This window comes from Mycobacterium sp. IDUB_9, from assembly GCF_055419505.1.
Genome location: NZ_JBVAXU010000003.1, coordinates 244,284 through 267,012, shown reverse-complemented (window position 1 = coordinate 267,012; position 22,729 = coordinate 244,284). Strand labels below are relative to the sequence as shown.

18 protein-coding genes are annotated in these 22,729 nt (G+C 66.6%); 13 read left to right on the top strand and 5 right to left on the bottom strand.

Going from position 1 to position 22,729, the window contains the following annotated elements:
- The first annotated feature begins 68 nt into the window (after positions 1-68).
- Entirely contained in the window at positions 69-563 is a 495-nt protein-coding gene (locus ACZY08_RS15640; RefSeq protein ID WP_463745744.1) for a DinB family protein, read from the top strand.
- A gap of 75 nt (positions 564-638) precedes the next feature.
- Here the strand turns inward: ACZY08_RS15640 and ACZY08_RS15635 are convergent, their stop codons facing one another.
- Both ACZY08_RS15635 and ACZY08_RS15630 read right to left on the bottom strand, forming a co-directional pair.
- Positions 639-938, bottom strand: coding sequence for a hypothetical protein (locus tag ACZY08_RS15635; RefSeq protein ID WP_463745745.1), 300 nt, complete (start codon positions 936-938; stop codon positions 639-641).
- Positions 935-3,205, bottom strand: a complete 2,271-nt coding sequence (locus tag ACZY08_RS15630) for a hypothetical protein (RefSeq protein ID WP_463745746.1) — start codon at positions 3,203-3,205, stop codon at positions 935-937. Before ACZY08_RS15630 ends, ACZY08_RS15635 begins: the two co-directional genes overlap by 4 nt.
- 195 nt (positions 3,206-3,400) lie before the next feature.
- On the opposite strand from ACZY08_RS15630, the gene ACZY08_RS15625 reads away from it, so the two are divergent.
- Both ACZY08_RS15625 and ACZY08_RS15620 read left to right on the top strand, forming a co-directional pair.
- The gene (locus ACZY08_RS15625; RefSeq protein ID WP_463745747.1) at positions 3,401-6,007 is read left to right on the top strand and encodes a LuxR C-terminal-related transcriptional regulator; all 2,607 of its coding nucleotides are present in this window, start codon (positions 3,401-3,403) and stop codon (positions 6,005-6,007) included.
- Between the two features lie 55 nt (positions 6,008-6,062).
- Positions 6,063-6,266 (top strand): hypothetical protein, encoded by a 204-nt coding sequence (locus tag ACZY08_RS15620; protein ID WP_463745748.1) that lies wholly within the window; start codon positions 6,063-6,065, stop codon positions 6,264-6,266.
- Positions 6,267-6,273: 7 nt separating this feature from the next.
- Here ACZY08_RS15620 and ACZY08_RS15615 read toward each other — a convergent pair whose 3' ends face one another.
- Both ACZY08_RS15615 and ACZY08_RS15610 read right to left on the bottom strand, forming a co-directional pair.
- Positions 6,274-7,488: an FAD-dependent monooxygenase gene (locus tag ACZY08_RS15615; protein ID WP_463745749.1), complete on the bottom strand. Its 1,215-nt coding sequence runs from the start codon at positions 7,486-7,488 to the stop codon at positions 6,274-6,276.
- Positions 7,489-7,536: 48 nt separating this feature from the next.
- Positions 7,537-8,739, bottom strand: a complete 1,203-nt coding sequence (locus ACZY08_RS15610; RefSeq protein ID WP_463745750.1) for a serine hydrolase domain-containing protein — start codon at positions 8,737-8,739, stop codon at positions 7,537-7,539.
- Between the two features lie 158 nt (positions 8,740-8,897).
- Between ACZY08_RS15610 and ACZY08_RS15605 the strand changes: the two genes are divergently transcribed.
- From ACZY08_RS15605 to pyrF, 10 genes are all read left to right on the top strand, one after another.
- Entirely contained in the window at positions 8,898-10,025 is a 1,128-nt protein-coding gene (locus tag ACZY08_RS15605; RefSeq protein WP_463745751.1) for an NDMA-dependent alcohol dehydrogenase, read from the top strand.
- Positions 10,026-10,042: 17 nt separating this feature from the next.
- Positions 10,043-11,455, top strand: coding sequence for an aldehyde dehydrogenase family protein (locus ACZY08_RS15600; RefSeq protein WP_463745752.1), 1,413 nt, complete (start codon positions 10,043-10,045; stop codon positions 11,453-11,455).
- A 117-nt stretch (positions 11,456-11,572) separates the two neighbouring features.
- On the top strand, positions 11,573-12,856 hold the full coding sequence (locus tag ACZY08_RS15595) for an MFS transporter (protein WP_463745986.1): 1,284 nt from the start codon (positions 11,573-11,575) through the stop codon (positions 12,854-12,856).
- Positions 12,857-12,956: 100 nt separating this feature from the next.
- Positions 12,957-13,514, top strand: a complete 558-nt coding sequence (gene pyrR, locus ACZY08_RS15590; RefSeq protein ID WP_463745753.1) for a bifunctional pyr operon transcriptional regulator/uracil phosphoribosyltransferase PyrR — start codon at positions 12,957-12,959, stop codon at positions 13,512-13,514.
- Positions 13,511-14,467 (top strand): aspartate carbamoyltransferase catalytic subunit, encoded by a 957-nt coding sequence (locus ACZY08_RS15585; RefSeq protein WP_463745754.1) that lies wholly within the window; start codon positions 13,511-13,513, stop codon positions 14,465-14,467. Before pyrR ends, ACZY08_RS15585 begins: the two co-directional genes overlap by 4 nt.
- Complete coding sequence (locus ACZY08_RS15580; RefSeq protein WP_463745755.1) at positions 14,464-15,798, top strand: dihydroorotase; 1,335 nt, start codon at positions 14,464-14,466, stop codon at positions 15,796-15,798. Before ACZY08_RS15585 ends, ACZY08_RS15580 begins: the two co-directional genes overlap by 4 nt.
- Entirely contained in the window at positions 15,795-16,295 is a 501-nt protein-coding gene (locus ACZY08_RS15575; protein ID WP_463745756.1) for a PH-like domain-containing protein, read from the top strand. The genes ACZY08_RS15580 and ACZY08_RS15575 overlap by 4 nt, the downstream gene beginning before the upstream one ends.
- The gene (gene carA, locus ACZY08_RS15570) at positions 16,292-17,458 is read left to right on the top strand and encodes a glutamine-hydrolyzing carbamoyl-phosphate synthase small subunit (protein ID WP_463745757.1); all 1,167 of its coding nucleotides are present in this window, start codon (positions 16,292-16,294) and stop codon (positions 17,456-17,458) included. Before ACZY08_RS15575 ends, carA begins: the two co-directional genes overlap by 4 nt.
- Complete coding sequence (gene carB / locus ACZY08_RS15565) at positions 17,458-20,811, top strand: carbamoyl-phosphate synthase large subunit (RefSeq protein WP_463745758.1); 3,354 nt, start codon at positions 17,458-17,460, stop codon at positions 20,809-20,811. The genes carA and carB overlap by 1 nt, the downstream gene beginning before the upstream one ends.
- A 2-nt stretch (positions 20,812-20,813) precedes the next feature.
- The gene (gene pyrF, locus ACZY08_RS15560; protein WP_463745759.1) at positions 20,814-21,641 is read left to right on the top strand and encodes an orotidine-5'-phosphate decarboxylase; all 828 of its coding nucleotides are present in this window, start codon (positions 20,814-20,816) and stop codon (positions 21,639-21,641) included.
- A 192-nt stretch (positions 21,642-21,833) separates the two neighbouring features.
- Here the strand turns inward: pyrF and ACZY08_RS15555 are convergent, their stop codons facing one another.
- Positions 21,834-22,376 carry a hypothetical protein gene (locus tag ACZY08_RS15555; RefSeq protein WP_463745760.1) on the bottom strand — a complete coding sequence of 181 codons (543 nt, stop codon included), beginning with the start codon at positions 22,374-22,376 and terminating at the stop codon, positions 21,834-21,836.
- Positions 22,377-22,729 lie beyond the last annotated feature (353 nt).

Here is a 22,729-nt window from a genome sequence, read left to right as displayed (position 1 = left end):
TTGAGCGGCACCTTGCCCGGACAGCAAGTTCCGTGCCGTGAGGCGCGATCACGCTGATACTGGGCATCGTGCACACCAGTCAGCAACGCAGGCGCGACAGCCCGCCGCCTGGGACGGGCAACAGCGAATCCGAGGTGCTGCGGGGATTTCTCGATTATCTCCGCACGTCCATCGCCGCAAAGGTCGACGGCGCGCCCGAGCCGGCGGCCCGGGCGTTCTCGGTGCCGTCGGGCACCACACTGCTCGGCCTTCTCAATCACCTGACCCACGTCGAACGGTGGATTTTTCTCGGCGAAGACGTCGCCGACTGGAAGGCCACGTTCTCGGTCGAACCGTCGGACAGCATGGCCGATGTGGTGGCCCGCTATCGCGATGCCGTCGAGCAGGCCAACGAGGTGCTCGACGACTGCACCGACCTCGCGGCACCGCTTCCGCGATCCCGGCCGGGGCGACCCGCGGCCAGCGTCCGCTGGGCCATGGCCCACATGATCGAAGAGACCGGCCGCCATGCGGGTCACGCGGACATCTTGCGCGAACTGATCGACGGCACCACCGGTCGGTGAACACGCGGGCGCAATGCACTCGCGACTCCGCACGATCAATTCGTGCGGACGAGCTCGATCACCGCCCAAGTCGATTCAGACGTAGCCGAACTGATTTGGCTGTTCGCGTACCCGCACGACCTCGCCCTCCAGGCTCAGGCCGACCCACGTTTCATGTCGGGTGCTCACCTCGTGGCGGGCGACTATGCCGCGATCAGGAAGACGGACCTCGACAGGCACCGATTCCTCGGTGTCCGGTAGATCAACTTCAACGCCGGCGGCATAGCCCGTCTGCATTCGGGTCGTGGGGCGGCCGTCGTAGGCTCGCTTGCCGGCGACGGTGACCTCGACGAGATCGCCGCCCCACCCCTCCTGCAGTTCGATGTGCAGCTTCACGAGTCCCGCCGCTTCTGTGCTTGCCGATCCCCATTGCTGCCGTTGGCCCGTCGATTCTTCCCGGCCCCCCTCGAAGCCACGGCAGCGAGCGCCTTGGCTTTGTCGTCGACTGCGTCGACCACGGAAGGCAGAACGCCGCGTTGTCCCAGGATGTCGCCCAATGACTTCTGCATCGCCGCGGCGGGCTGGACTGCGCCACTGGATGCCAGAGCCTGGTTGATCGCCTCCACGTTGCGGCGGAAGGTTATGTGGCCAAAGGTTTCTGCAGCTTCAAGTGTCGGCACACTATCCCCGATCAGCTTCACCACATCATCGACACGCGCCGGTCGTTGCTCGACGATGCCGCCTGCCTCAGCCACGCGGTTCGTCGAGATCGGCGCCTCCGGGATCACCAGCAATTTGTAATCCTTTGCGAGCGGGGCCGCCAGAGCCGCCGCGGCATGGATGGCTGCCCGGCTCTGGGGCAACCGTTCGACGGTGTCACGCAGCACTTCGTTGGCCGACGTCAAGACTGCCGTACCGGTGAACGCCAGCGTGCGGCCCACATCCTCGGAGAAGAACTCCTGCGCAACGTCTTCCTCGTCCCAGGTTCGGGGCGGCGCGATTCTCAGCTGGAGCGGGGCGCTGGTAACCACCCGTCCGCCGACGTCGACCGCAACCTGAATCTGATAGACCCCGGGATCCGAAACGTCCCATCCGTTGAGCCCGGCGAAAACCGGCAGCGCTTGGTACATCGATTCACCCGGTTGCAGGACAGTGATGTCGAGCTTGAGGCACTGCCGTGAGTACGGCATCCATTGGCGCGCCGGCTTGCCCTTCTGTTTGAGGATTACGAGCACGTCCTGCGGGTCGATGGCAGTTGAGGGCAGAAGCTTTGGCTGGCTGTCGGTATTCGTGAGTTTGACTTCCAATATGACGGGCTCAAGGAACTCGAACACTGGCCTGTCCCGATTGACCCTCACCTCCACGCGATACGTCGACGGTGCATCGAGCTCGGCTTGCTCAAGCCCGTGGTGGTCGAACCAGTCGGCATTACCCATCTGTACGAAGCGAGCCGGCGCGTGGCGCATGAACAGCAACTCAGGATCGCTGAACCGGAATGGGAAGTCGGCAAAGAACGCCCCCTGTCCGCCCTGGACGTTGTAGGGGTAGTTCATGAACGAACGGGCCTCGGGCTCGTTGGAAAGCGGGATCCAGGGCGTGCCGAGAGCCTTCTGCCACGAATGGGCCAGATTGAAAGCATGACCCATCTCGTGCACCGCAGTCCAGAACCGCATACGCGCCACCCAGGCGTCGGGAGCCGCATCGCCGGTGGGTGGGTCTTTGATGAATGCTTCGGTGAAGATTGCCGTACCTTGGCGGTGGTTGGGGCCGATATCGTCGAACATGATCCCGCCCAGCGAAGTTCCCTGATCATGCAGTGCCGCCCAGAAGGTCCACATCGACCATTGCGGGGCATTCTTGAAACGCGACCAGTAGGTCTGCATGGCATCGTGCATCTCCGCGTCGCTCCACATTCCGTTGGCGCCGGCTCCACCGACGGGAACGACACTGTCGCCGCTTGACTTCGTCACACTGAAGCCCGCGCGGGCGAACACATCCTCGATCGACAAATTCTCCGACGGCAACGACACCGGCCGGTTCGGATGCGCATGGGTGTCAATGGCATACACCGGGTTGGCATCAGGCGTGTGGTCGAACTCGAACTCGACCGGGTGAAACGCTGACGATGTCCACCGGTAGATCCGAGTAAAGATTCTCTGCCCGCCGCCACTGAACGTGACCTTCGCCGACCGCTGATTGACAAAGGGACTCTTCACAGCCCTGACATCGACATTGGTGTATCCGAAGGCCGCAACATCGCCGTCCTTGAACCAAATCGGACCGGACCAATGGTTGACTCCGATCTTCGCCAGCGACGCTACCCAGTGATAGCGCTCTGTCACGGCGAACGATGTCCCACTCGCTGTCATCTGCGGGTACTGCCGATCGATGTCGAGACGTAATTCCTCGCGCCGCAAGAGAATCGGAGGCAGCGATGATTCTTGTCCGTTACCCCTCGCCTGTCCGTCCACCCCTGCATCGGTAGGAGGAAGATTCAGGACATCCACGAGCCGCCAGGTGTAGAGCCCGCTTGCGGCGGGGATGAGCCACGGCGGAATAGGAATTACCGGAGCGTCGAGCTCGTCAAGACTTTCTGTTGTCTCGCCGCCGGCAATGTCGATTTTGTCCCGGCTGCGGCTCTCGGGAATTTCGATGTAAGTCATCTCTTCGGCCCTCTCGACTCGCGCCGGATCCCTCATGGATCGACAGATCATCACCGTTCCACCGCAGGCCCAGAGGTGACGCGCGTACTGCACTACTTCAATTTCCCGGCAGACCCCGTGCCGACGCTCAAACGTATTGACTCGAAGTTCGTCGTTAACGCCGCTAACGACCGGACCTCGGCTTAATCTCGATGCGTGCGACTCGCCTGGCCGCTGACAGGGCGGTTGGAGGAGACCCGGCTGATCGGCGCCGCGCTGGCCTCCGCCGAGCTGTCCGGGGTCGTGATCTATGGAAGTGCGGGGGTCGGCAAGAGCCGTATCGCCCGTGAAGCGCTTTCGGCGGCGCACGCCAAGGGGGACGAAACGCGCTGGGCGGTAGGCACATCGGCTGCCCGTACCCTGCCCTTGGGAACGTTCGCCCGGTGGGTGGGAACCTCGGACGCCGACAGTGCGGAATTGGTGGGCCGGGTGATCGACGGACTGACCTCCGCGTCGAATGGCCGACCGGTGCTGGTGGGCGTCGATGATGCGCACCTGCTCGACGGGTTGTCGGGTTTCGTCTTGCAGCAGACCGTGCAGCGCCGCGCCGCCAAGCTCCTGCTGACGGTGCGCTCCGGTGCACCGCTACCGGCGGAGGTGATGGCGGCATGTGACGGCGGCCGGTTCGAGCGACTGGATCTGCAACCACTGTCCCGGGACGAGTCGACCCGGCTGCTGGCTGCGGCGCTCGGTGGCTCACTCGATGCCGAAGCGGCGCATCGGTTGTGGCGGCTTACCCGGGGCAACGTGCTCTATCTGCGCAACATCGTCGAGCAGGAGGTCACTCAGGGGCGGCTCGCCTGCCGCGACGGTGTCTGGCGGTGGACAGGAGATCCGGTGATGCCGCCCGGTTTGGTCGAACTGATCGAGACCCGGATCGGTGCGCTACCACCGGCGGTGGGCGAGGTCGTCGATGTGCTCGCCGTGGCTGAGCCGGTCCAGCTGGATCAGCTGACCGCGATCACCGATGCCGATTCGGTGGCCGCGGCCGAGACGCGTGGACTGATCACGATCGATACCGCCGACCACGAGGTCCGCGTCGCTCACCCGCTGTACGCCGAGGTGCGCCGCAACCGGCTGGCGGGCGCTCGATTGCGCCGGCTGCGCGGGCTGGTGGCCACCGCACTCGGAGATCGGAGAGATCGCGACGCGATGCCGGTGCTGGTACGGCGCGCCACACTGATGCTCGATTCCGATCTACCGGTCGATCCCGAGCTGCTGACCCGCGCGGCGCAAGGCGCGGTCTGGCTGTCCGATCTGGCACTGGCCGACCGGCTGGCCCAGGGGGCCATCACCGCCGGAGCCGACACCGAGGCGAATTTCATTCGCGCCCATGCCCTGTCGTGGCTCAGCCGCGGCGAGGAATCGGATGCGGTGCTCGATGCGATCGACTCCACCGGCCTCACCGACGACGGTCGCGCCCGGCTGGCGTTCCTACGTGCCTCCAACATGCTGTGGTCGCTTGCCGATCCCGCGGGCGCCAAGCGGCACGTCGACGATGCGGCGGCGGGCATCCCGGCGGACGCGCGGGGTGCGATCGACGCGTTCTACACGGTGCACTGGGCCGCGCACGGCGATCCTGAGCGCGCGAAGGCCGCATCCCGCGACCTGGATCTGGACGCGCTGCCTGCCATCGTCGGCGCGGTGACCGCGTGGGCGGTGGCCGCGTCGTGCGGCGACGCGGGGCGCACAGACGACGCAGTGGCCGCCGCGCATGTCGGTTACCGCATCACGGACAACTCCTTCGATGCCGCACATACGCGGTTCGTCATTGCCGACGCCCACATCGGCGCGCTGCTGCTGGCCGGGCGCATCCGTGAGGCGCGCGAGGAGGCCGAGCAGATGAGCCGTCGAGCCGCCGGGCGGCCGGGTGCGGCACAGGTATTCGGTGTCGCGCTGACAGGCCGTGCCGCCTTCGCAGCCGGTGACCTCGCTGTGGCATCCGGATTGCTGGACCCGGCGGTCGAGATGATGCGGGCCGCGGGGGAGTCGAACGGGTTCGGCTACCGGTTTCACCTGCCCAGGGTCACGGCATTGGCCATCGCGGGTCTGGCCGATGACGCCGCCCTGGCCGAACTCGATGATTGCCGTCACGCGAGCTGGCACTACCTCGCCTACGAACACTCCCTGGTGCGGGCATGGGTCGCTGCAACCCAGGGTGCGGTGTCGGAGGGTGTCCAGATCGCGCTCGCTGCCGCCGACACCGCCAGGGCCAACGGGCAATTGGCGGCGGAGGTGTGGTGCCTGCAGATCGCGGCGCAGTTCGGAGACCATGCCCGCAGGCACCGGCTCGATGACTTGGCCAGGCTGGTCGAGGGGCCACGGGTAGGCGCCGCGGCCGCGCTGTGCCGGGCCCTTGCCCGCGATGACGGCGATGGGTTGGCAAAGGCCTCAATCGAATTCGAGGTTTTAGGCGACCTGGTGGCCGCCGCCGACGCGGCGGGTCTGGCCGCGGTGGCGTTTCGGCGCAAGGACATGCGCGGCTCGGCGATGGCTGCGGCGGCGCGGGCCACGGCGCTGGCCGAGGCCTGCGGCGGTGCGGCCACGCCGGCGTTGCTCGCTGCGGCGGCGCATCTGCCCTTGACCCACCGCGAACGTGAGATCGCCATGCTGATCGGCACGGGGTTGTCCAGCCGGGCCATCGCGGACCGGTTACAACTCTCGGTGCGCACCGTCGAGGGACACATTTACCGCGCCATGGCGAAAACCGGTGTGTCCACCCGGGACGAGCTGATCGGCCTGCTACCCCGACGGCACCGATGATTCGGGTAGGGGGTTACTCGCTCCGGCTCCGCTGAGTAGTCCCATGCTGGATCGCATGGCCGACGAGGGCGAGCAACACGAACGGGCGCTGCGGCAGCTTCCGTTGCCGTACTCGCTGGCCTTGCGGCTGCGCGACGCCGGGGTCGCACGCGACGTCGTGTGCGAGTACCTCAGCATCGAAGAGCCCGCGCTCGACGGCTTCTACCGGATCGCCGAGGCCAAATTGGCCGCGGCGTCGGCGGACCGGGCGGACGCCTAGCGGCGCCTCAGCGCGACGGCAACGGGTAGTGCGGCAGGTCGACCGCGTCGGCGGTGGTGAACCATTTGCGCTCGGCGAACCCACGGAACGGCCGGCGCTGCATCCAGTTCATCACCTGAGCGGTCACCGCGACATCGCTGGACGACTTGGGGAGGTAGCCGTCAATGCCTTGCGACAGGGCCTGGCACCGGTCGATGTAGGGCCGCATCACTGCCTCGTACCGCGTCAGCGCATCCGGGATTTTGTCGGTATCAAGGGACTCGGCCGGACCGAGTTCGCCGGCCAGGACGTAAGCGCCGACCAGGGCCAGGCTGGTACCCATCCCGGACAACGGTGAGGCACAGTAGCCGGCATCACCTACGAGCGTCACGCGGCCGGTCGAGATGGTCGGCATCCGCACCTGTAGGAAGGCGTCGAAGTAGAAGTCGCCGGCGTCGGCCGCTGCGGCCAGCAGCGTTTCGCAATGCCACCCGGCGCCGGCGAAATGTCTTGCCAGCAAAGTCCGTTGCTCGTCGGGATCGCGGCGGTCGAACGACAGGGGCCCTGACCGGAACGCCAAACCGGCCTTGCAGAGTGCCGGGTCATGTGCCGGGCGCATCGACGCGTTGAGTCCGGGCGCCTGATACATCAGGTACCAGCCGTCCAGGCCGGCCGTGTCAGGAGCGGTGAACCAGGCGTTGTAGCCGCCGAGCAGTTTGACGAATTGCTCCTCGGGTCCGAACGCCAGCCGCCGGACCGCGGAGTGCGGCCCGTCGGCCCCGACCACCAGATCCGCGGTCACCATGGCGCCGTCGCTCAACGTGGCCTCGACTCGACCGCCGGACTGGCGCAGCGCGGTGATGCGGGTGTCGAACCGGAATTCGGTGCGTGCCCTTGTGTATTCGTACAGCGCGTCCACCAGATCACCGCGCAGGAACTCCAGTTTCGACACCACGCCGTTGCCGTGAAACGCCGTCACCGGCATCTCGGCGCGACGGGTGCCGTTGGCCCGGACCCACGCGATTCCCTTCTGATCGATCAATCGGCGCTGCATTTCGTCCATCAGGCCCATTCGGGTCACCACGTCGCGACCGGCGCCACGCAAGTCGACAGTCTGCCCGCCCGGCCGGATCCCGGGCGCGGATTCCACCACGACCACCCGGTAGCCGTAGTCGCTCAACCAATGGGCCAGTGCGGGTCCGGCGACCCCGGCGCCGCTGACAAGAACGGTGGGCTGCGTCATGCGCCACAGCGTATGCGCAGCGGCCGTGACTACGAGTCGATCAGATGGTCAGAGCTCGAGCGCATGATACGTCCGTCGAACGAATTTGGGTTGCGCGGTCTGCAGTTTCGCCAGCGACGTGTTGCCACTGATGGCCGCGGCGTCCACGCCCAGGTTCGGATGGTTCTGGATCAGATAGATGAGAACCAGGTCCGCTGAGGGGTCGGCCTGCCACCAGGTGCCGTAGGCGCCGGGCCAACTGAAGGTGCCCAGCCCGCCCGGACCGAACAACTGTCGCGATTTCGCCGGATCCGTCACCACCGACAAGTTCAGGCCGAAGCCCCGGCCCACCCAGAAGGGAGCGCCGAGGAACTGGAATTGCTTCTGCTCGGGTGTCAGCCGGTCGGTACGCATCAACCGCACCGATTCCCCGGAAAGTACCCGCACGCCGTCGAGCATGCCGCCACCCAACAACATTCGGGCGAACTTCAGATAGTCGTCGGCCGTGGAGAACAATCCTGCTCCACCGGTACAGAACGGGGGATCGGTGATCGGTGCCGGGCCCATCACATCGTGGGTGAGCTTGTTGTCGGCGGTCAGTTGGTACATCGTCGCGGTGCGCCGCCGGCCTGCCGCGTCGACCGAGAACCCGGTGTCGGCCATGCCCAGCGGCTGGAAGATCCGCTCATCGAGCACCTGGGCCAGCGGCTTGCCCTCGATGCGGGACAGCGCGATCCCCAGTACATCGGTGGAGTGGCTGTAGGTGAGGCGCTCGCCGGGCTGATGCGCCAGCGGCAATGCGGCCACCTCAGCCAGCCAGCGGTCCTGATCCTGGCGCAGCGACAGCTTGCCGTAGGCCGAGGCAAGCGGCCCGAGGACCGAGAACACATAGGCCAGCCCGCTGCGGTGGGTCATCAGGTCGTCGAAGGTGATGGGCCGCCGCGCCGGCTCGGTGCGGTCCAGCGGGCCGCGCGCGTCGCGCAGCACCCGCATGTCGGCCAGCTCGGGCAGCCATCGCGTGACCGGCTCGTTCAGCGCGAGCTCGCCTTCCTCGGCCAGCGCCAGCGCCGCCGCCACCGTGACAGGCTTTGTCATGGACGCGATCCGGAAGATGGTCTCCCGTTGCATCGGCAACTGGGCATCGACGTCGCGGTAACCCAGGGCATTCACCTGAAGCACTTTGCCCGCCTGCCACACCAGCGTGACCGCGCCGGCCAACAGCCCGGCATCGATCGCCTCACGGATGGACGTCTGATTGCCGTCGAGGTTCATCCGGAGCAGCCTATCCAGCGGCGGCATTGCCATCGGCCCTAGCCCGAATACCTCGACCCGGGCCAGGGGAGTTGGCGCCTTGCCTCTACGGTTCGAGTAGTGATCTACATCTCAGTTGATCCAATAGTGTGTCCGGCACCACGAGAAAAGAGATTCCCGTGAAGGTAAAGGCAGCTGTCGTCGAGGAGATCGACGCGCCGTGGACGATCTGTGAGGTCGAGCTCGGCGATCCTGTTGCCGGCGAGGTTCAGGTGCAGTTGGCGGCATCGGGCCTGTGCCACTCCGACGCACATGTCGTCGCAGGCAGCAGCCCGGTGCCCTTCATGCCGGTCCTCGGCGGCCACGAGGGGGCCGGCGTGATCACCAAGGTCGGCCCCGGAGTCACCGGGCTCGCTGAAGGCGATCACGTCGTGCTCGCCTTCGTCCCGGCCTGCGGCACGTGTCCGTCGTGTGCCACCGGGCTTCAGAACCTCTGCGACGAGGGCGCCGGCCTGCTGACCGGGCTGTCCGTCTCCGACAAGACCTATCGGGTCACCCGCGACGGTCAGCCCGTCATCCAGATGTGCCTGCTCGGCACCTTCGCGCCCTACGTCACGGTGAGCGAGGCGTCGGTGGTCAAGATCGAGAATGACGTGCCGCTGGAGGTGGCCGCGCTGCTCGGCTGCGGTGTCTCCACCGGTTGGGGCTCGGCGACCGAGATCGGTGACACCCGGCCGGGGGACACTGTCGTCGTGATGGGGATCGGCGGGGTCGGGATCAACGCCGTGCAGGGTGCGCGGTTCGCGGGTGCCCGTTTTGTCGTCGCGATCGACCCCGTCGACTTCAAACGGAAGAAGGCGCTCGAGTTCGGCGCCACCCATACCTTCGCGTCCGTCGAGGCGGCCGCAGCTGAACTACCCGATCTCACCTGGGGAAAGATGGCCCAGGTCTCGATCATCACGGTCGGTGAGATCAAAGGCGAACACATCCAGCAGGCGCTGAGCCTGACCGGAAAGGGCGGACAGGTGATCGTCACCGGCATGGGCGATTTCACCCAGTCGACCGTCGACCTCAACCTGTTCGAGCTGACGCTGCTGCAGAAGCGGGTGCAGGGTGCCGTGTTCGGAGGCGTCGGGCCCCGCACCCAGATACCCAAGCTGCTCGATCTCTACCGCTCCGGGAATCTCAAGCTCGATGAGCTCGTGACGACTCGCTACCGCCTGGAGGACATCAACCAGGGTTACCGAGACATGTTCGACGGCAAGAACCTTCGCGGTCTGATCGTCTACTCCGACGCCGACTACTGAACCGGAAAAGGGACACCATGCAGATCCACGACAGCAACTACATCGACGGCAAGTGGGCGGTTTCGAGTGGCACGGCCCGCATACCCGTGATCAACCCGGCGAACGACGAGGTGATCGCCGAGGTCGTGGCCGGCACCGCGGCCGATGTCGATGCCGCCGTCGCGGCCGCGCGCGCCGCCTTCGGGGCGTGGTCGGCGACCTCGGTCGGTGAACGTGCCGACTACCTCGCCGCGATCGCCGGAAAGCTGGCCGAGCGCGCCGAGGACCTGGCCCGTACCGTCTCCTCCGAGATGGGTTGTCCCATCTCGATTTCCCGGGCGATCCAGTTGGGGCTGCCGCTCAACAGTTTCGCCGAGGCCGCCAACATCGTGCGCGAGTACGAGTTCGAAAGCGAGTACCGGGGTTCGACGATCGTGCGCGAGCCGTTCGGGGTACTGGGTGCCATCACGCCCTGGAACTACCCGCTGCACCAGATCGCTCTGAAGGTCGCCTACGGTCTGGCCGCCGGCAACACCGTCGTGGTCAAACCCAGCGAGATCACCCCGCTGTGCGCGATCAAGCTCGCCAAGATCATCGACGAGATCGGGCTTCCCCCAGGTGTTTTCAACATGGTGTTCGGTACCGGGGCGGATGTCGGTGAGGCGATCGCCGGGCATGACGACGTAGACATCGTCAGCTTCACCGGCTCCACGCGGGCCGGCCGGCGGGTGCAGGAAGTCGCCTCCCGCACCATCAAGCGTGTCTCGCTGGAGCTGGGAGGCAAGAGCCCCAATGTCATTCTCGACGATGCCGACCTGGAATCGGTCGTACCCGCATCGGTCAAGACGATGATGCTCAACTCGGGACAGACCTGCTCGGCGCTGACCCGGATGATCGTCCCGCGCGACAAGCTGTCCGAGGTGGAGGCACTCGCGAAGGCGACTGCCGATGCGCTGCCGGTGGGCGATCCGGCCGACGAAGGCACCGCGCTGGGCCCGCTGTCGTCTCGGGCGCAGCAGGAACGGGTGCTCGGCCATATCCGCGCGGCGGTGACCGAAGGGGCACGCCTGGTCACCGGTGGTGAGACCGAAACCGGCGCGCCGGGCGCCTTCGTGCGGCCGACGGTGTTCTCCGACGTCACCGAGGAAATGACGATCCACAAGGAGGAGGTCTTCGGTCCGGTTCTGGTGATCGAGGCCTACGACTCCGAGGACGACGCGATACGCATCGCCAACGCCACGGATTACGGCCTGGCCGGCGCCGTCTGGTCCGGGTCGCAGGATCGGGCCGAGAAGATCGCCCGCCGGATCCGTGCCGGCCAGGTGCAGATCAACGCAGGTGCCTTCAACGTGAACGCACCGTTCGGCGGATACAAGCAGTCGGGCAACGGGCGTGAGGCAGGTGTGTACGGCCTCGAGGAGTTCCTGGAGATCAAGTCGATACAGCGGTGAGCGGCGCGGAAGTGAATACTTCTCTGGCGAATATCCCGGTGTGAGAAGAGGCAGATGACCCAGCAGGATCAGGTCGAGGACGAACCGAGTTCGGCGCCCGGCAGCGAGCGCAATCCCATGAGGCGGGTGGCGTTCGCGAGTTTCGTCGGCACCGCCATCGAGTTCTACGACTTCTACATCTACGGCACCGCCGCCGCGCTGATCTTTCCCCACGTGTTCTTCCCGAACATGGGGCCGACCATGGCGACCATCTCCTCACTCGGCACCTTCGCGGTCGCGTTCCTGTCCCGCCCGATCGGTGCCGCGGTGTTCGGCCATTTCGGAGATCGACTGGGCCGCAAGAAGACTCTGATCGCGACGCTGCTGATCATGGGTCTGTCGACCGTCTGCGTCGGTTTGGTGCCCAGCGCGGCGACGATCGGTGTCGCCGCACCGATCATCCTGCTGGCGCTGCGGCTGTTGCAAGGCTTCGCCGTCGGCGGGGAGTGGGCAGGTTCGGCGCTGCTGAGTGCCGAGTACGCACCGGCCGGGAAACGCGGCATGTACGGAATGTTCACCCAACTCGGTGCGGGTGCCGGGCTTGCGGTGAGCAACCTGGTGGTCTTCACGGTCAGTGTGACCATCGGCGAGAAGAGCGCGATGTTCCTGGACTGGGCCTGGCGGTTGCCGTTCCTGTTCAGCGCCGTACTGCTGATTGTGGCGCTGTATGTGCGGTTGAGCATCGACGAGACCCCGGTCTTCGCCCGGGAGCAGGTAACCGGTGGCGTGCCCAAGGCCCCGCTCGCCGAACTGTTCCGCGCCCAGACCAGGCAGGTGGCGCTGGCGGCTGGGTGCATGGTGGGCATCTTCACGATGAGCTTTCTGGGCGGCACCTACCTGATGAGCTACGCCAGCACCCGCATCGGGCACCCGCGCAGCCTGATCCTCGGTATCGGTGTGCTCGCCGGCGTCGCACTGATGATCTTCTCGGCGATATCGGCGGTGTTGTGTGACCGGTACGGCCGGCGACGCGTCATCCTGGCCGGCTTCGTCCTTGCCCTGCCGTGGGCGTTCGTGGTGATGCCACTGATCGACTCGGGTTCCGCGGTGGGCTTCGCGGTCGCGATCGCCGGAATCTTCTGCATCTTCGGGCTGTCCTACGGGCCGATCGCCTCATTCCTGCCTGAGATCTTCGCCACCCGCTACCGCTACACCGGCGCGGGTCTCGCGTTCAATCTGGCCGGCATCGTGGGCGGGGCCATTCCGCCGTTGGTCGCCGGAGTTCTGGTGGCCACGCTGGGTAGCTGGGCTGTTGGGGCGATGATGGCGGCATTCGTCGTCGTCAGCATCGTCTCGACCGTGCTGTTGCCCGAGACAAAGGGAACCGAATTGGACGCCGTCATCAGCGACTCTGCGAGGTGATCGTGGCGGGCTCGCGTTTGCGGCCTGCTAAGCTACGCGGCAGTTCGACGTCCTTTAACGATCCGTCCCGAGAGGCGGAGAAGGAGGTCAGGGTCACCTCATGGGCTCTTCAAGTGCCGACCGGGAATTGTTGTCTGCGGCGGACGTCGGCCGCACCATTTCCCGGATCGCCCATCAGATCATCGAAAAGACCGCTCTTGACGATCCCGCCGAACGTGAGCGGGTCGTCCTTCTCGGCATCCCCACGCGCGGTGTGACACTCGCCAGGCGGCTGGCCGACAAGATCAACGAATTCGCCGATGTGGCGTTGCCGGTCGGTGCGCTCGACATCACGCTCTATCGCGACGACCTCAACTTCAAGCCTCCGCGACCACTGGCCGCAACATCGATCCCGCCCGGTGGCATCGACGACGCGGTCGTGATCCTCGTCGACGACGTCCTGTACTCCGGGCGCTCGGTGCGCTCAGCGCTCGACGCACTGCGTGACATCGGCCGTCCGCGGGTGGTGCAACTGGCGGTGCTGGTCGACCGCGGGCACCGTGAGCTTCCGGTCCGCGCCGATTACGTCGGCAAGAATGTGCCGACCTCGCGGACCGAGAGCGTCCATGTGCTGCTGTCCGAGGACGATGACCGTGATGGGGTAGTGATTGCAAAATGACGACACGTCATCTTCTTTCGGCGCAGGACCTCACCCGTGACGACGCGACGGCGATCCTCGATGACGCCGACCGTTTCCGCGAGGCACTGCTGGGCCGTGAGGTCAAGAAGCTGCCCACGTTGCGCGGCCGCACCATCATCACGATGTTTTACGAGAACTCCACCCGGACCCGGGTGTCGTTCGAGGTCGCCGGCAAGTGGATGAGCGCCGACGTGATCAACGTCAGCTCGTCGGGATCTTCGGTGGCCAAAGGGGAGTCGCTGCGCGACACCGCGCTGACCTTGCGCGCTGCCGGAGCCGACGCACTGATCATCCGCCATCCGCATTCGGGTGCGGCGCAACAGCTCGCCGAGTGGACCACCGAGGAGAGCGGCGGCGGGCCCAGCGTGATCAACGCCGGTGACGGCACCCATGAGCATCCGACCCAGGCCCTGCTCGACGCGTTGACCATCCGTCAACGGCTGGGCTCTGTCGAGGGCCGACGGGTGGTGATCGTCGGGGACGTCCTGCACAGCCGGGTGGCGCGATCGAATGTGTCGCTGCTGAGCACACTGGGCGCAGAGGTGGTGCTGGTGGCGCCGCCGACACTGCTGCCGGTCGGGGTGTCCGGGTGGCCGGTCACGGTGTCGCACGATCTGGATGCCGAGTTGCCCGCCGCTGACGCGGTATTGATGCTGCGGGTCCAGGCCGAGCGCATGAACGGTGCGTTCTTCCCGTCCGCGCGTGAGTACTCGGTGCGCTACGGGCTGTCCGAGAAGCGTCAGGCGATGCTGCCCGGCAACGCCGTGGTACTGCATCCGGGCCCGATGCTGCGCGGCATGGAGATTGCGTTCCCGGTTGCCGATTCCTCGCAATCGGCTGTTCTGCAACAGGTTTCAAACGGTGTTCACGTGCGGATGGCGGTGCTGTTCCATCTGCTGGTGGGCGCGGATCGGGAGGCGATCAGCGTATGACGAACCAGGTACTCATTCGCGGGGTCCGGCTCTACGGCGAGGGCGAGCCGCTCGACGTGCTGATCGCCGACGGACAGATCGCCGAGATCGGTTCGGCTCTCACAGCTCCCAAGGACGCCGAGGTGATCGAGGCTTCCGGCCAGGTGCTGCTGCCGGGCTTTGTCGACCTGCACACCCATCTGCGTGAACCGGGTCGCGAGTACGCCGAGGACATCGAAACCGGTTCGGCGGCAGCGGCTCTGGGCGGTTACACCGCGGTGTTCGCGATGGCCAACACCGACCCCGTGGCCGACTCCGCGGTGATCACCGACCACGTGTGGAACCGCGGCCAGCAGGTCGGCCTGGTCGACGTGCACCCGGTGGGCGCGGTCACGGTCGGCCTGGAAGGCAAGCAGCTCACCGAGATGGGCCTGATGGCAGACGGTGTCGGCCAGGTGCGGATGTTCTCCGACGACGGTCTGTGCGTGGATGACCCGCTGGTGATGCGGCGGGCGCTGGAATACGCCACCGGCCTCGGGGTGCTCATCGCACAGCACGCCGAAGAGCCGCGCCTGACCGTCGGCGCCGTTGCGCACGAGGGGCCCAACGCCGCGAAGCTCGGCTTGGCGGGTTGGCCGCGTTCTGCCGAAGAGTCGATCGTGGCCCGCGACGCGATCCTGGCCCGCGATGCCGGGGCCCGGGTGCACATCTGCCACGCGTCCACCGCGGGAACCGTTGAGCTGCTGAAATGGGCCAAAGCGCAAGGTATTTCGATCACCGCCGAGGTCACCCCGCACCATCTGTTGCTCGATGACGGCCGGTTGGCGAGTTACGACGGGCGCAACCGGGTCAACCCGCCGTTGCGGGAATCCAGCGACGCCGTCGCACTGCGTCAGGCGCTGGCCGACGGAGTCATCGACTGCGTGGCCACCGACCATGCGCCGCACGCCGAGCACGAGAAGTGCTGCGAATTCTCGGTCGCCCGCCCGGGCATGCTCGGCCTGCAGACCGCGCTGTCGGTGGTGGCCGAGACCATGGTGCGCCCCGGCCTGCTGACCTGGCGCGGGGTCGCCAAGGTGATGAGCGAGGCCCCCGCGGCCATCGTCGGGCTGCCCGATCAGGGCCGGCCGTTGGAAGTGGGCGAGCCGGCCAACCTCACGGTGATCGATCCCGACGCGACCTGGACAGTCGAAGGCGATGAGCTGGCCAGCCGCTCGGACAACACGCCCTTCGAATCGATGACGCTGCCGGCGACCGTGACCGCCACACTGCTGCGGGGCAAGGTCACCGCGCTGCACGGGAAGTGTCTTCCGGCGGGCAGGAGCGCAGCGACCGGGGGATCGGCAGAGTGAACACCCCCACGCTGATCGCGTCGCTGGTCCTGGCCGCCGTGCTGGCCGTCCTGATCGCGTTCCTGATCCGCCAGATGATGCGCGGATGGCTGCACCGGGCACAGCGGCAGGCCGAATTGATCGGCACCCTGCCGTCGCTGCCCGACTCCGTCGGCGCGGCCATCATCCCGCCCGTCAAAGGCATGTATGTCGGCAGCACGGTGGTACCGCACTGGAACGACAAGGTGGCCGCAGCCAGTCTGGGCTTCCGGGCCAAGGCCGTGCTGACCCGCTACCCCGAGGGAATCATGATGCAGCGCAGCGGGGCCGGGCCGATCTGGATTCCCGCCGAGTCGGTCACTGCGATCAGGACCGAGCGTGGAATCGCAGGCAAGGCACTAACTTACGACGGAATCCTGGCCATCAGGTGGCGGCTGCCCTCGGGCACCGAGATCGACACCGGGTTCCGCGCCGACAATCGCGCAGAGTACGACCGCTGGCTGGAGGAAGAGGCATGACGAACAAGGCGAAAACGAGCAACGGCAAGGCGGTCCTGGTACTTGAGGACGGGCGCATCTTCACGGGTACGACATTCGGTGCGGTCGGGCAGACCCTCGGGGAAGCGGTGTTCTCCACCGGCATGTCGGGCTATCAGGAAACGCTCACCGATCCCAGCTACCACGGCCAGATCGTGGTCGCCACCGCGCCGCAGATCGGCAACACCGGGTGGAACAGCGAGGACGGCGAGAGCCGCGACGACAAGATCTGGGTCGCCGGTTATGCCGTGCGTGACCCCTCGCCGCGGGCGTCGAACTGGCGCGCCAGCGGGACGCTCGACGAAGAGTTGATCCGCCAGGGCATCGTGGGCATCGCGGGGATCGACACCCGGGCGGTGGTGCGCCACCTGCGCACCCGCGGGTCGATGAAGGCCGGGGTGTTCGGCGGAGCCGCGCTAGCGGCGACATCGGGCTCAGGTGCCGCGTCCTTGGACGAACTGGTGGCCCGGGTTCTCGACCAGCCGTCGATGCTGGGTGCCGATCTGGCCGGACAGGTCAGTACTGATAGCTCCTACATTGTGGAAGCCGAAGGCACCCAACGGTTTACCGTCGCAGCGATCGACCTGGGTATCAAGACCAACACTCCGCGCAACTTCGCGCGGCGTGGGATCCGCAGCCACGTGCTGCCATCATCGGTGACCTTCGATCAGATCGCCGATCTCAAACCCGACGGCGTGTTCCTGTCCAATGGACCCGGCGACCCGGCCACCGCCGACCACATTGTCGCGGTGACCCGGGAGGTGCTCGGCGCGGGCATCCCGCTGTTCGGCATCTGCTTCGGCAACCAGATTCTGGGCCGGGCACTGGGTCGGTCCACCTACAAGATGGTGTTCGGCCACCGGGGCATCAACATTCCGGTGATCGACCACATCACCGGTCGGGTGGCGATCACCGCCCAGAACCACGGTTTCGCCCTCGAAGGAGAAGCGGGGGAGAAGTTCGACACTCCCTTCGGCTCGGCCGAGGTCAGCCACACCTGCGCCAACGACGGTGTGGTGGAAGGCATCCGGCTGGCCGACGGCCGGGCGTTCTCGGTCCAGTACCACCCGGAGGCCGCAGCCGGCCCGCACGACGCCGAGTACCTGTTTGACCAGTTCGTCGACCTGATGGCAGGAGAGAAGTAATGCCACGCCGCTCTGACCTCAACCACGTTCTGGTGATCGGGTCCGGCCCGATCGTCATCGGCCAGGCCTGCGAGTTCGACTATTCGGGCACCCAGGCCTGCCGGGTGCTGCGTTCCGAGGGCATCCAGGTCAGTCTGATCAACTCGAACCCGGCGACGATCATGACCGACCCGGAGTACGCCGACCACACCTACGTCGAGCCGATCACGCCGGAGTTCGTCGAGAAGGTGCTGGCGCAGCAGGCCGAGCGGGGCAACAAGATCGACGCCGTGCTGGCCACGCTCGGCGGGCAGACCGCGCTGAACACCGCGGTCGGCCTCCACGACCGGGGAATCCTGGAGCGCTACGGGGTCGAGATGATCGGCGCCGATTTCGATGCCATCCAGCGCGGTGAGGACCGGCAGAAGTTCAAGGACATCGTTGCGAAGGTCGGTGGCGAGTCCGCGAAGTCGCGTGTCTGCTTCACGATGGACGAGGTCCGTGAGACGGTCGGCGAACTGGGCCTGCCCGTAGTGGTGCGTCCGTCCTTCACCATGGGCGGCCTGGGCTCGGGCATGGCGTACTCGGCCGAGGACGTCGATCGGATGGCCGGTGAGGGCCTGGCCGCCTCGCCGACCGCGAACGTGCTCATCGAGGAATCGATCTACGGCTGGAAGGAATTCGAGCTCGAGCTGATGCGCGATCACCGCGACAACGTGGTTGTGGTCTGTTCGATCGAGAACTTCGATCCGATGGGTGTGCACACCGGCGACTCGGTGACCGTGGCGCCGGCGATGACGCTGACCGATCGCGAATACCAGAAGATGCGTGACCTGGGGATCGCGATCTTGCGTGAGGTGGGTGTGGACACGGGTGGCTGCAACATCCAGTTCGCGATCAACCCGCGCGACGGCCGCCTCATCGTCATCGAGATGAACCCGCGGGTATCGCGGTCCTCGGCATTGGCGTCGAAAGCGACGGGCTTCCCGATCGCCAAGATCGCGGCCAAGCTGGCCATCGGCTACACCCTCGACGAGATCATCAACGACATCACCAAAGAGACCCCCGCCTGTTTCGAGCCCACGCTGGACTACGTGGTGGTCAAAGCGCCGCGATTCGCCTTCGAGAAGTTTCCCGGTGCCGACGCCACGCTGACCACCACGATGAAGTCCGTCGGTGAGGCGATGTCCTTGGGCCGCAACTTCATCGAGGCACTCGGCAAGGTGATGCGGTCCCTCGAAACCAGCCGGGCCGGGTTCTGGACCGGCCCGGACCCCGATCTCACGGTCGAGCAGTTGCTCACCGGGCTGCGTACCGCGGTCGACGGTCGGCTCTACGACATCGAACATGCGCTTCGGCTGGGTGCCGGCGTCGAACAGGTGGCCGAAGCGTCCGGCGTCGACCCGTGGTTCATCGAGCAGATCGCCAGTCTGGTCGCGCTGCGCGTCGAACTGCTGGAAGCGCCGGTGCTGGACGCTGAGTTGCTCCGGCGGGCCAAGCACAATGGGCTCTCGGATCGCCAGATCGCCGCGCTGCGACCGGAACTGGCCGGAGAGAAGGGTGTACGTGCACTGCGTCGTCGGCTCGGTATCCACCCGGTGTACAAGACAGTCGACACCTGCGCCGCCGAGTTCGACGCCAAGACGCCCTACCACTACAGCAGCTACGAGCTCGACCCCGCTGCTGAGACCGAAGTGGCCCCGCAGACCGAGAAGCCCAAGGTACTGATCCTGGGTTCCGGTCCGAACCGGATCGGCCAGGGCATCGAGTTCGACTACAGCTGTGTGCATGCCGCGACCACGTTGAGTGCGGTCGGCTTCGAAACAGTGATGGTCAACTGCAACCCCGAGACGGTGTCTACCGACTACGACACCGCCGACCGGTTGTACTTCGAGCCGCTGACCTTCGAGGACGTGCTGGAGGTCTACTACGCCGAGGACACGTCGGGCAAGGGCGAGGACGGAGCCGGTCCCGGCGTCGTCGGTGTGATCGTTCAGCTCGGCGGCCAGACGCCGCTGGGCCTGGCCAAGCGCCTCGAAGAAGCCGGGGTTCCGATCGTGGGCACCGGGCCCGACGCCATCGACCTGGCCGAGGACCGTGGGCTTTTCGGCGAGGTCCTGGTCAACGCCGGCCTGCCCGCACCGCGGTTCGGTACCGCCACCAGCTTCGAGCAGGCCCGGCGGATCGCCTCCGACATCGGCTATCCCGTGCTGGTCCGGCCCTCCTACGTCCTGGGCGGACGCGGCATGGAGATCGTCTACGACGAAGCGACTCTGGAGGGCTACATCGCCCGGGCCACCCAGCTGTCCCCGGAGCACCCGGTGCTGGTGGACCGGTTCCTCGAGGATGCGATCGAGATCGACGTCGACGCCCTGTGCGACGGCAACGAGGTGTACATCGGCGGCATCATGGAACACATTGAGGAAGCCGGTATCCACTCCGGCGACTCGGCGTGCGCGCTGCCCCCGGTGACGTTGGGCCGCAGCGACATCGAAGCCGTACGCCGCGCGACCGAGGCCATCGCCCACGGCATCGGTGTGGTCGGACTGCTCAACGTCCAGTACGCGCTCAAGGACGACGTGCTGTATGTGTTGGAGGCCAACCCGCGCGCCAGCCGCACGGTGCCGTTCGTCTCAAAAGCTACGGCGGTACCACTCGCAAAAGCCTGTGCCCGGGTGATGCTGGGTGCCACCATCGCCGAGTTGCGGGCGGAGGGTGTGCTGAACAAGACCGGCGACGGGGCCAACATTGCCCGCAACGCGCCGGTGGCGGTCAAGGAAGCCGTGCTGCCGTTCCACCGGTTCCGGCGGGCCGACGGCGCCCAGGTCGACTCGCTGCTGGGACCCGAGATGAAGTCGACCGGTGAGGTCATGGGTATTGACCACGACTTCGGTACCGCGTTCGCCAAGAGCCAGACCGCGGCCTATGGGTCGCTGCCGACCTCGGGCACGGTCTTTGTGTCGGTGGCCAACCGCGACAAGCGTTCCCTCGTGTTCCCGGTCAAGCGGCTGGCTGATCTCGGATTCCGGGTGCTGGCTACTGAAGGTACCGCGGAGATGTTGCGCCGCAACGGTATTCCCTGCGACGAGGTGCGCAAGCATTCGGAGAAACCCAGTGGAACCGGCGATCTACCCTCCTCGGTGGATGCCATCAAGGCCGGTGAGGTCGACATGGTGATCAACACGCCGTACGGAAACTCGGGTCCGCGCGTCGACGGTTACGAGATCCGTTCGGCCGCAGTGGCGATGAGCATCCCGTGTGTGACGACGGTGCAGGGCGCCTCGGCCGCGGTACAGGGTATAGAGGCGGCTATCCGCGGCGACATCGGCGTGATGTCACTGCAGGAACTGCACAGCACGCTGGAATCGCGCTGACGATGGACGCTTTCGGGCAGCGGCTGGCCGACGCGGTGTCGGAGCGGGGGCCTCTGTGTCCCGGCATCGACCCGCATCCCGAACTGCTGCGGGCGTGGGGTCTGTCCACCGACGCCGAGGGCCTGGCTGCGTTCAGCGACATCTGTGTGACGGCGTTCGCCGGATTCGCGATTGTCAAGCCGCAGGTGGCGTTCTTCGAGGCTTACGGCTCAGCGGGTTTCGCGGTGCTCGAACGCACGATGGCGGCTCTGCGCGAGGCCGGGGTACTGGTGTTGGCCGATGCCAAGCGCGGCGATATCGGCTCGACCATGGCGGCCTATGCCGCGGCGTGGGCCGGAGATTCGCCGCTGGCGGCAGATGCGGTCACCGCATCGCCGTATCTGGGCTTCGGGTCATTGCAGCCGCTGCTGGACACTGCCGCGGCCCATGGCCGGGGGGTGTTCGTGCTGGCTGCGACCTCCAACCCGGAAGGGCCGAGCGTGCAGCGCGCGATGGCCGGGTCACGCACCGTGGCACAGTCCGTCGTCGATGACGTGGCCCGTATCAATCGAGCCGCTGTGAATCGGGCCGCCACCCCGTCCACCGGATCGGTCGGTGTCGTGGTCGGGGCGACGGTGACCGAACTGCCCGATCTCACTGCGCTGGGCGGGCCGGTGTTGGTTCCCGGTGTCGGAGCCCAGGGCGGGCGTGCCGACGCACTGCGTGGGTTCGGCGGTGCCCGATTGGTGCTGCCCGCAGTGTCACGTGAAGTGCTGCGTAAGGGCCCGGCGGTGGCCGATCTGCGCGCGGCGGCCGAACGGCTGCGCGACGAGGTCGCCTATCTCGCCTGAGCGCGGTGAAGCGTCGGCAGGCCCATGGTGGGGGCCCAGCCGACGCTTCCGTCGTGTCCCAGCGCCGTTTTCCACGCCTGGGTCGCGGTCGTCGCGCTGTCGCGACCCGGTCGTGGAAAGCGATGACTCGAAAAGCCACTGAGCGCAATCGGATTGGTCAGACGGCCGTCAGAATCATTGCGGCGCAGCGGGTCACAGCGGAATCCAGATTCCGAAGAACCAGAAGCCCCATCCGTTGAAGTCCGGATTGAACAGCGGTGTCACCCACCTGCCGTTGTAGTTGAACGGCTGATGGTCGAACCTGCCCTGGTCCATCCCGCGCCAGGACAGATCGGGGGGTGGCGGGCCCCAGTGTCCGCCGCGGTCGTCAGGTCCGCCGTGGTCACCCGGCCATCCCGGTCCGCCAGGGCCGCCAGGGCCGCGGTCACCCGGTCCTCCGGGGCCCCGGTCACCTGGTCCTCCCGGACCGCGGTCGCCGGGCCCACCAGGCCCGCCGGGCCCACCAGGTCCGCCGTGGTCACCCTGCCAACCTGGTCCGCCACGGTCGCCCGGTCCACCCGGTCCGCCCGGATGATCGGGGCCGCCCGGTCCACCCGGCCCGCCGGGGCCCTGGCAGTTGCCGAATCCGCATGGCGGCCCGGGTTGCGCGGCTGCCGCGCCGGCTCCCGCTGCCAAGGTGGCGGTTCCCAGAGCTATGGCGACGGCAGAAATGCAGGTCAGACGCTTGATGTTCATGTCCAGCTTCCCTTCGGGGTCATGGATACCCGACCTGGGGAGGCTATTTAGCCAAGCTGTGTAATCGCTATGTGGCAACTAGGCGCGGCTTAGGCGTCATGAAACGCATCGCCTTGACGTGCGTGTCAGGGGCTCCGACACGCCCGACACGCCGTGACCAGCGAAAATTTTCTCGAATACCCGGCGGTAACCGGGTGTGGGGGTGCCGGAACCGCTGCTGGACGCCTGGCTAATTAGCTATCGGTCGCTCGAAACCCTTTGACTTGCAGGAATATCCGGCCCTGTGCGGCGCCGGAGGCGATGCCAGGAGACGTTTTCGCGGGGAAGTCGGGTGTCGTCTGCGCGCACTACAC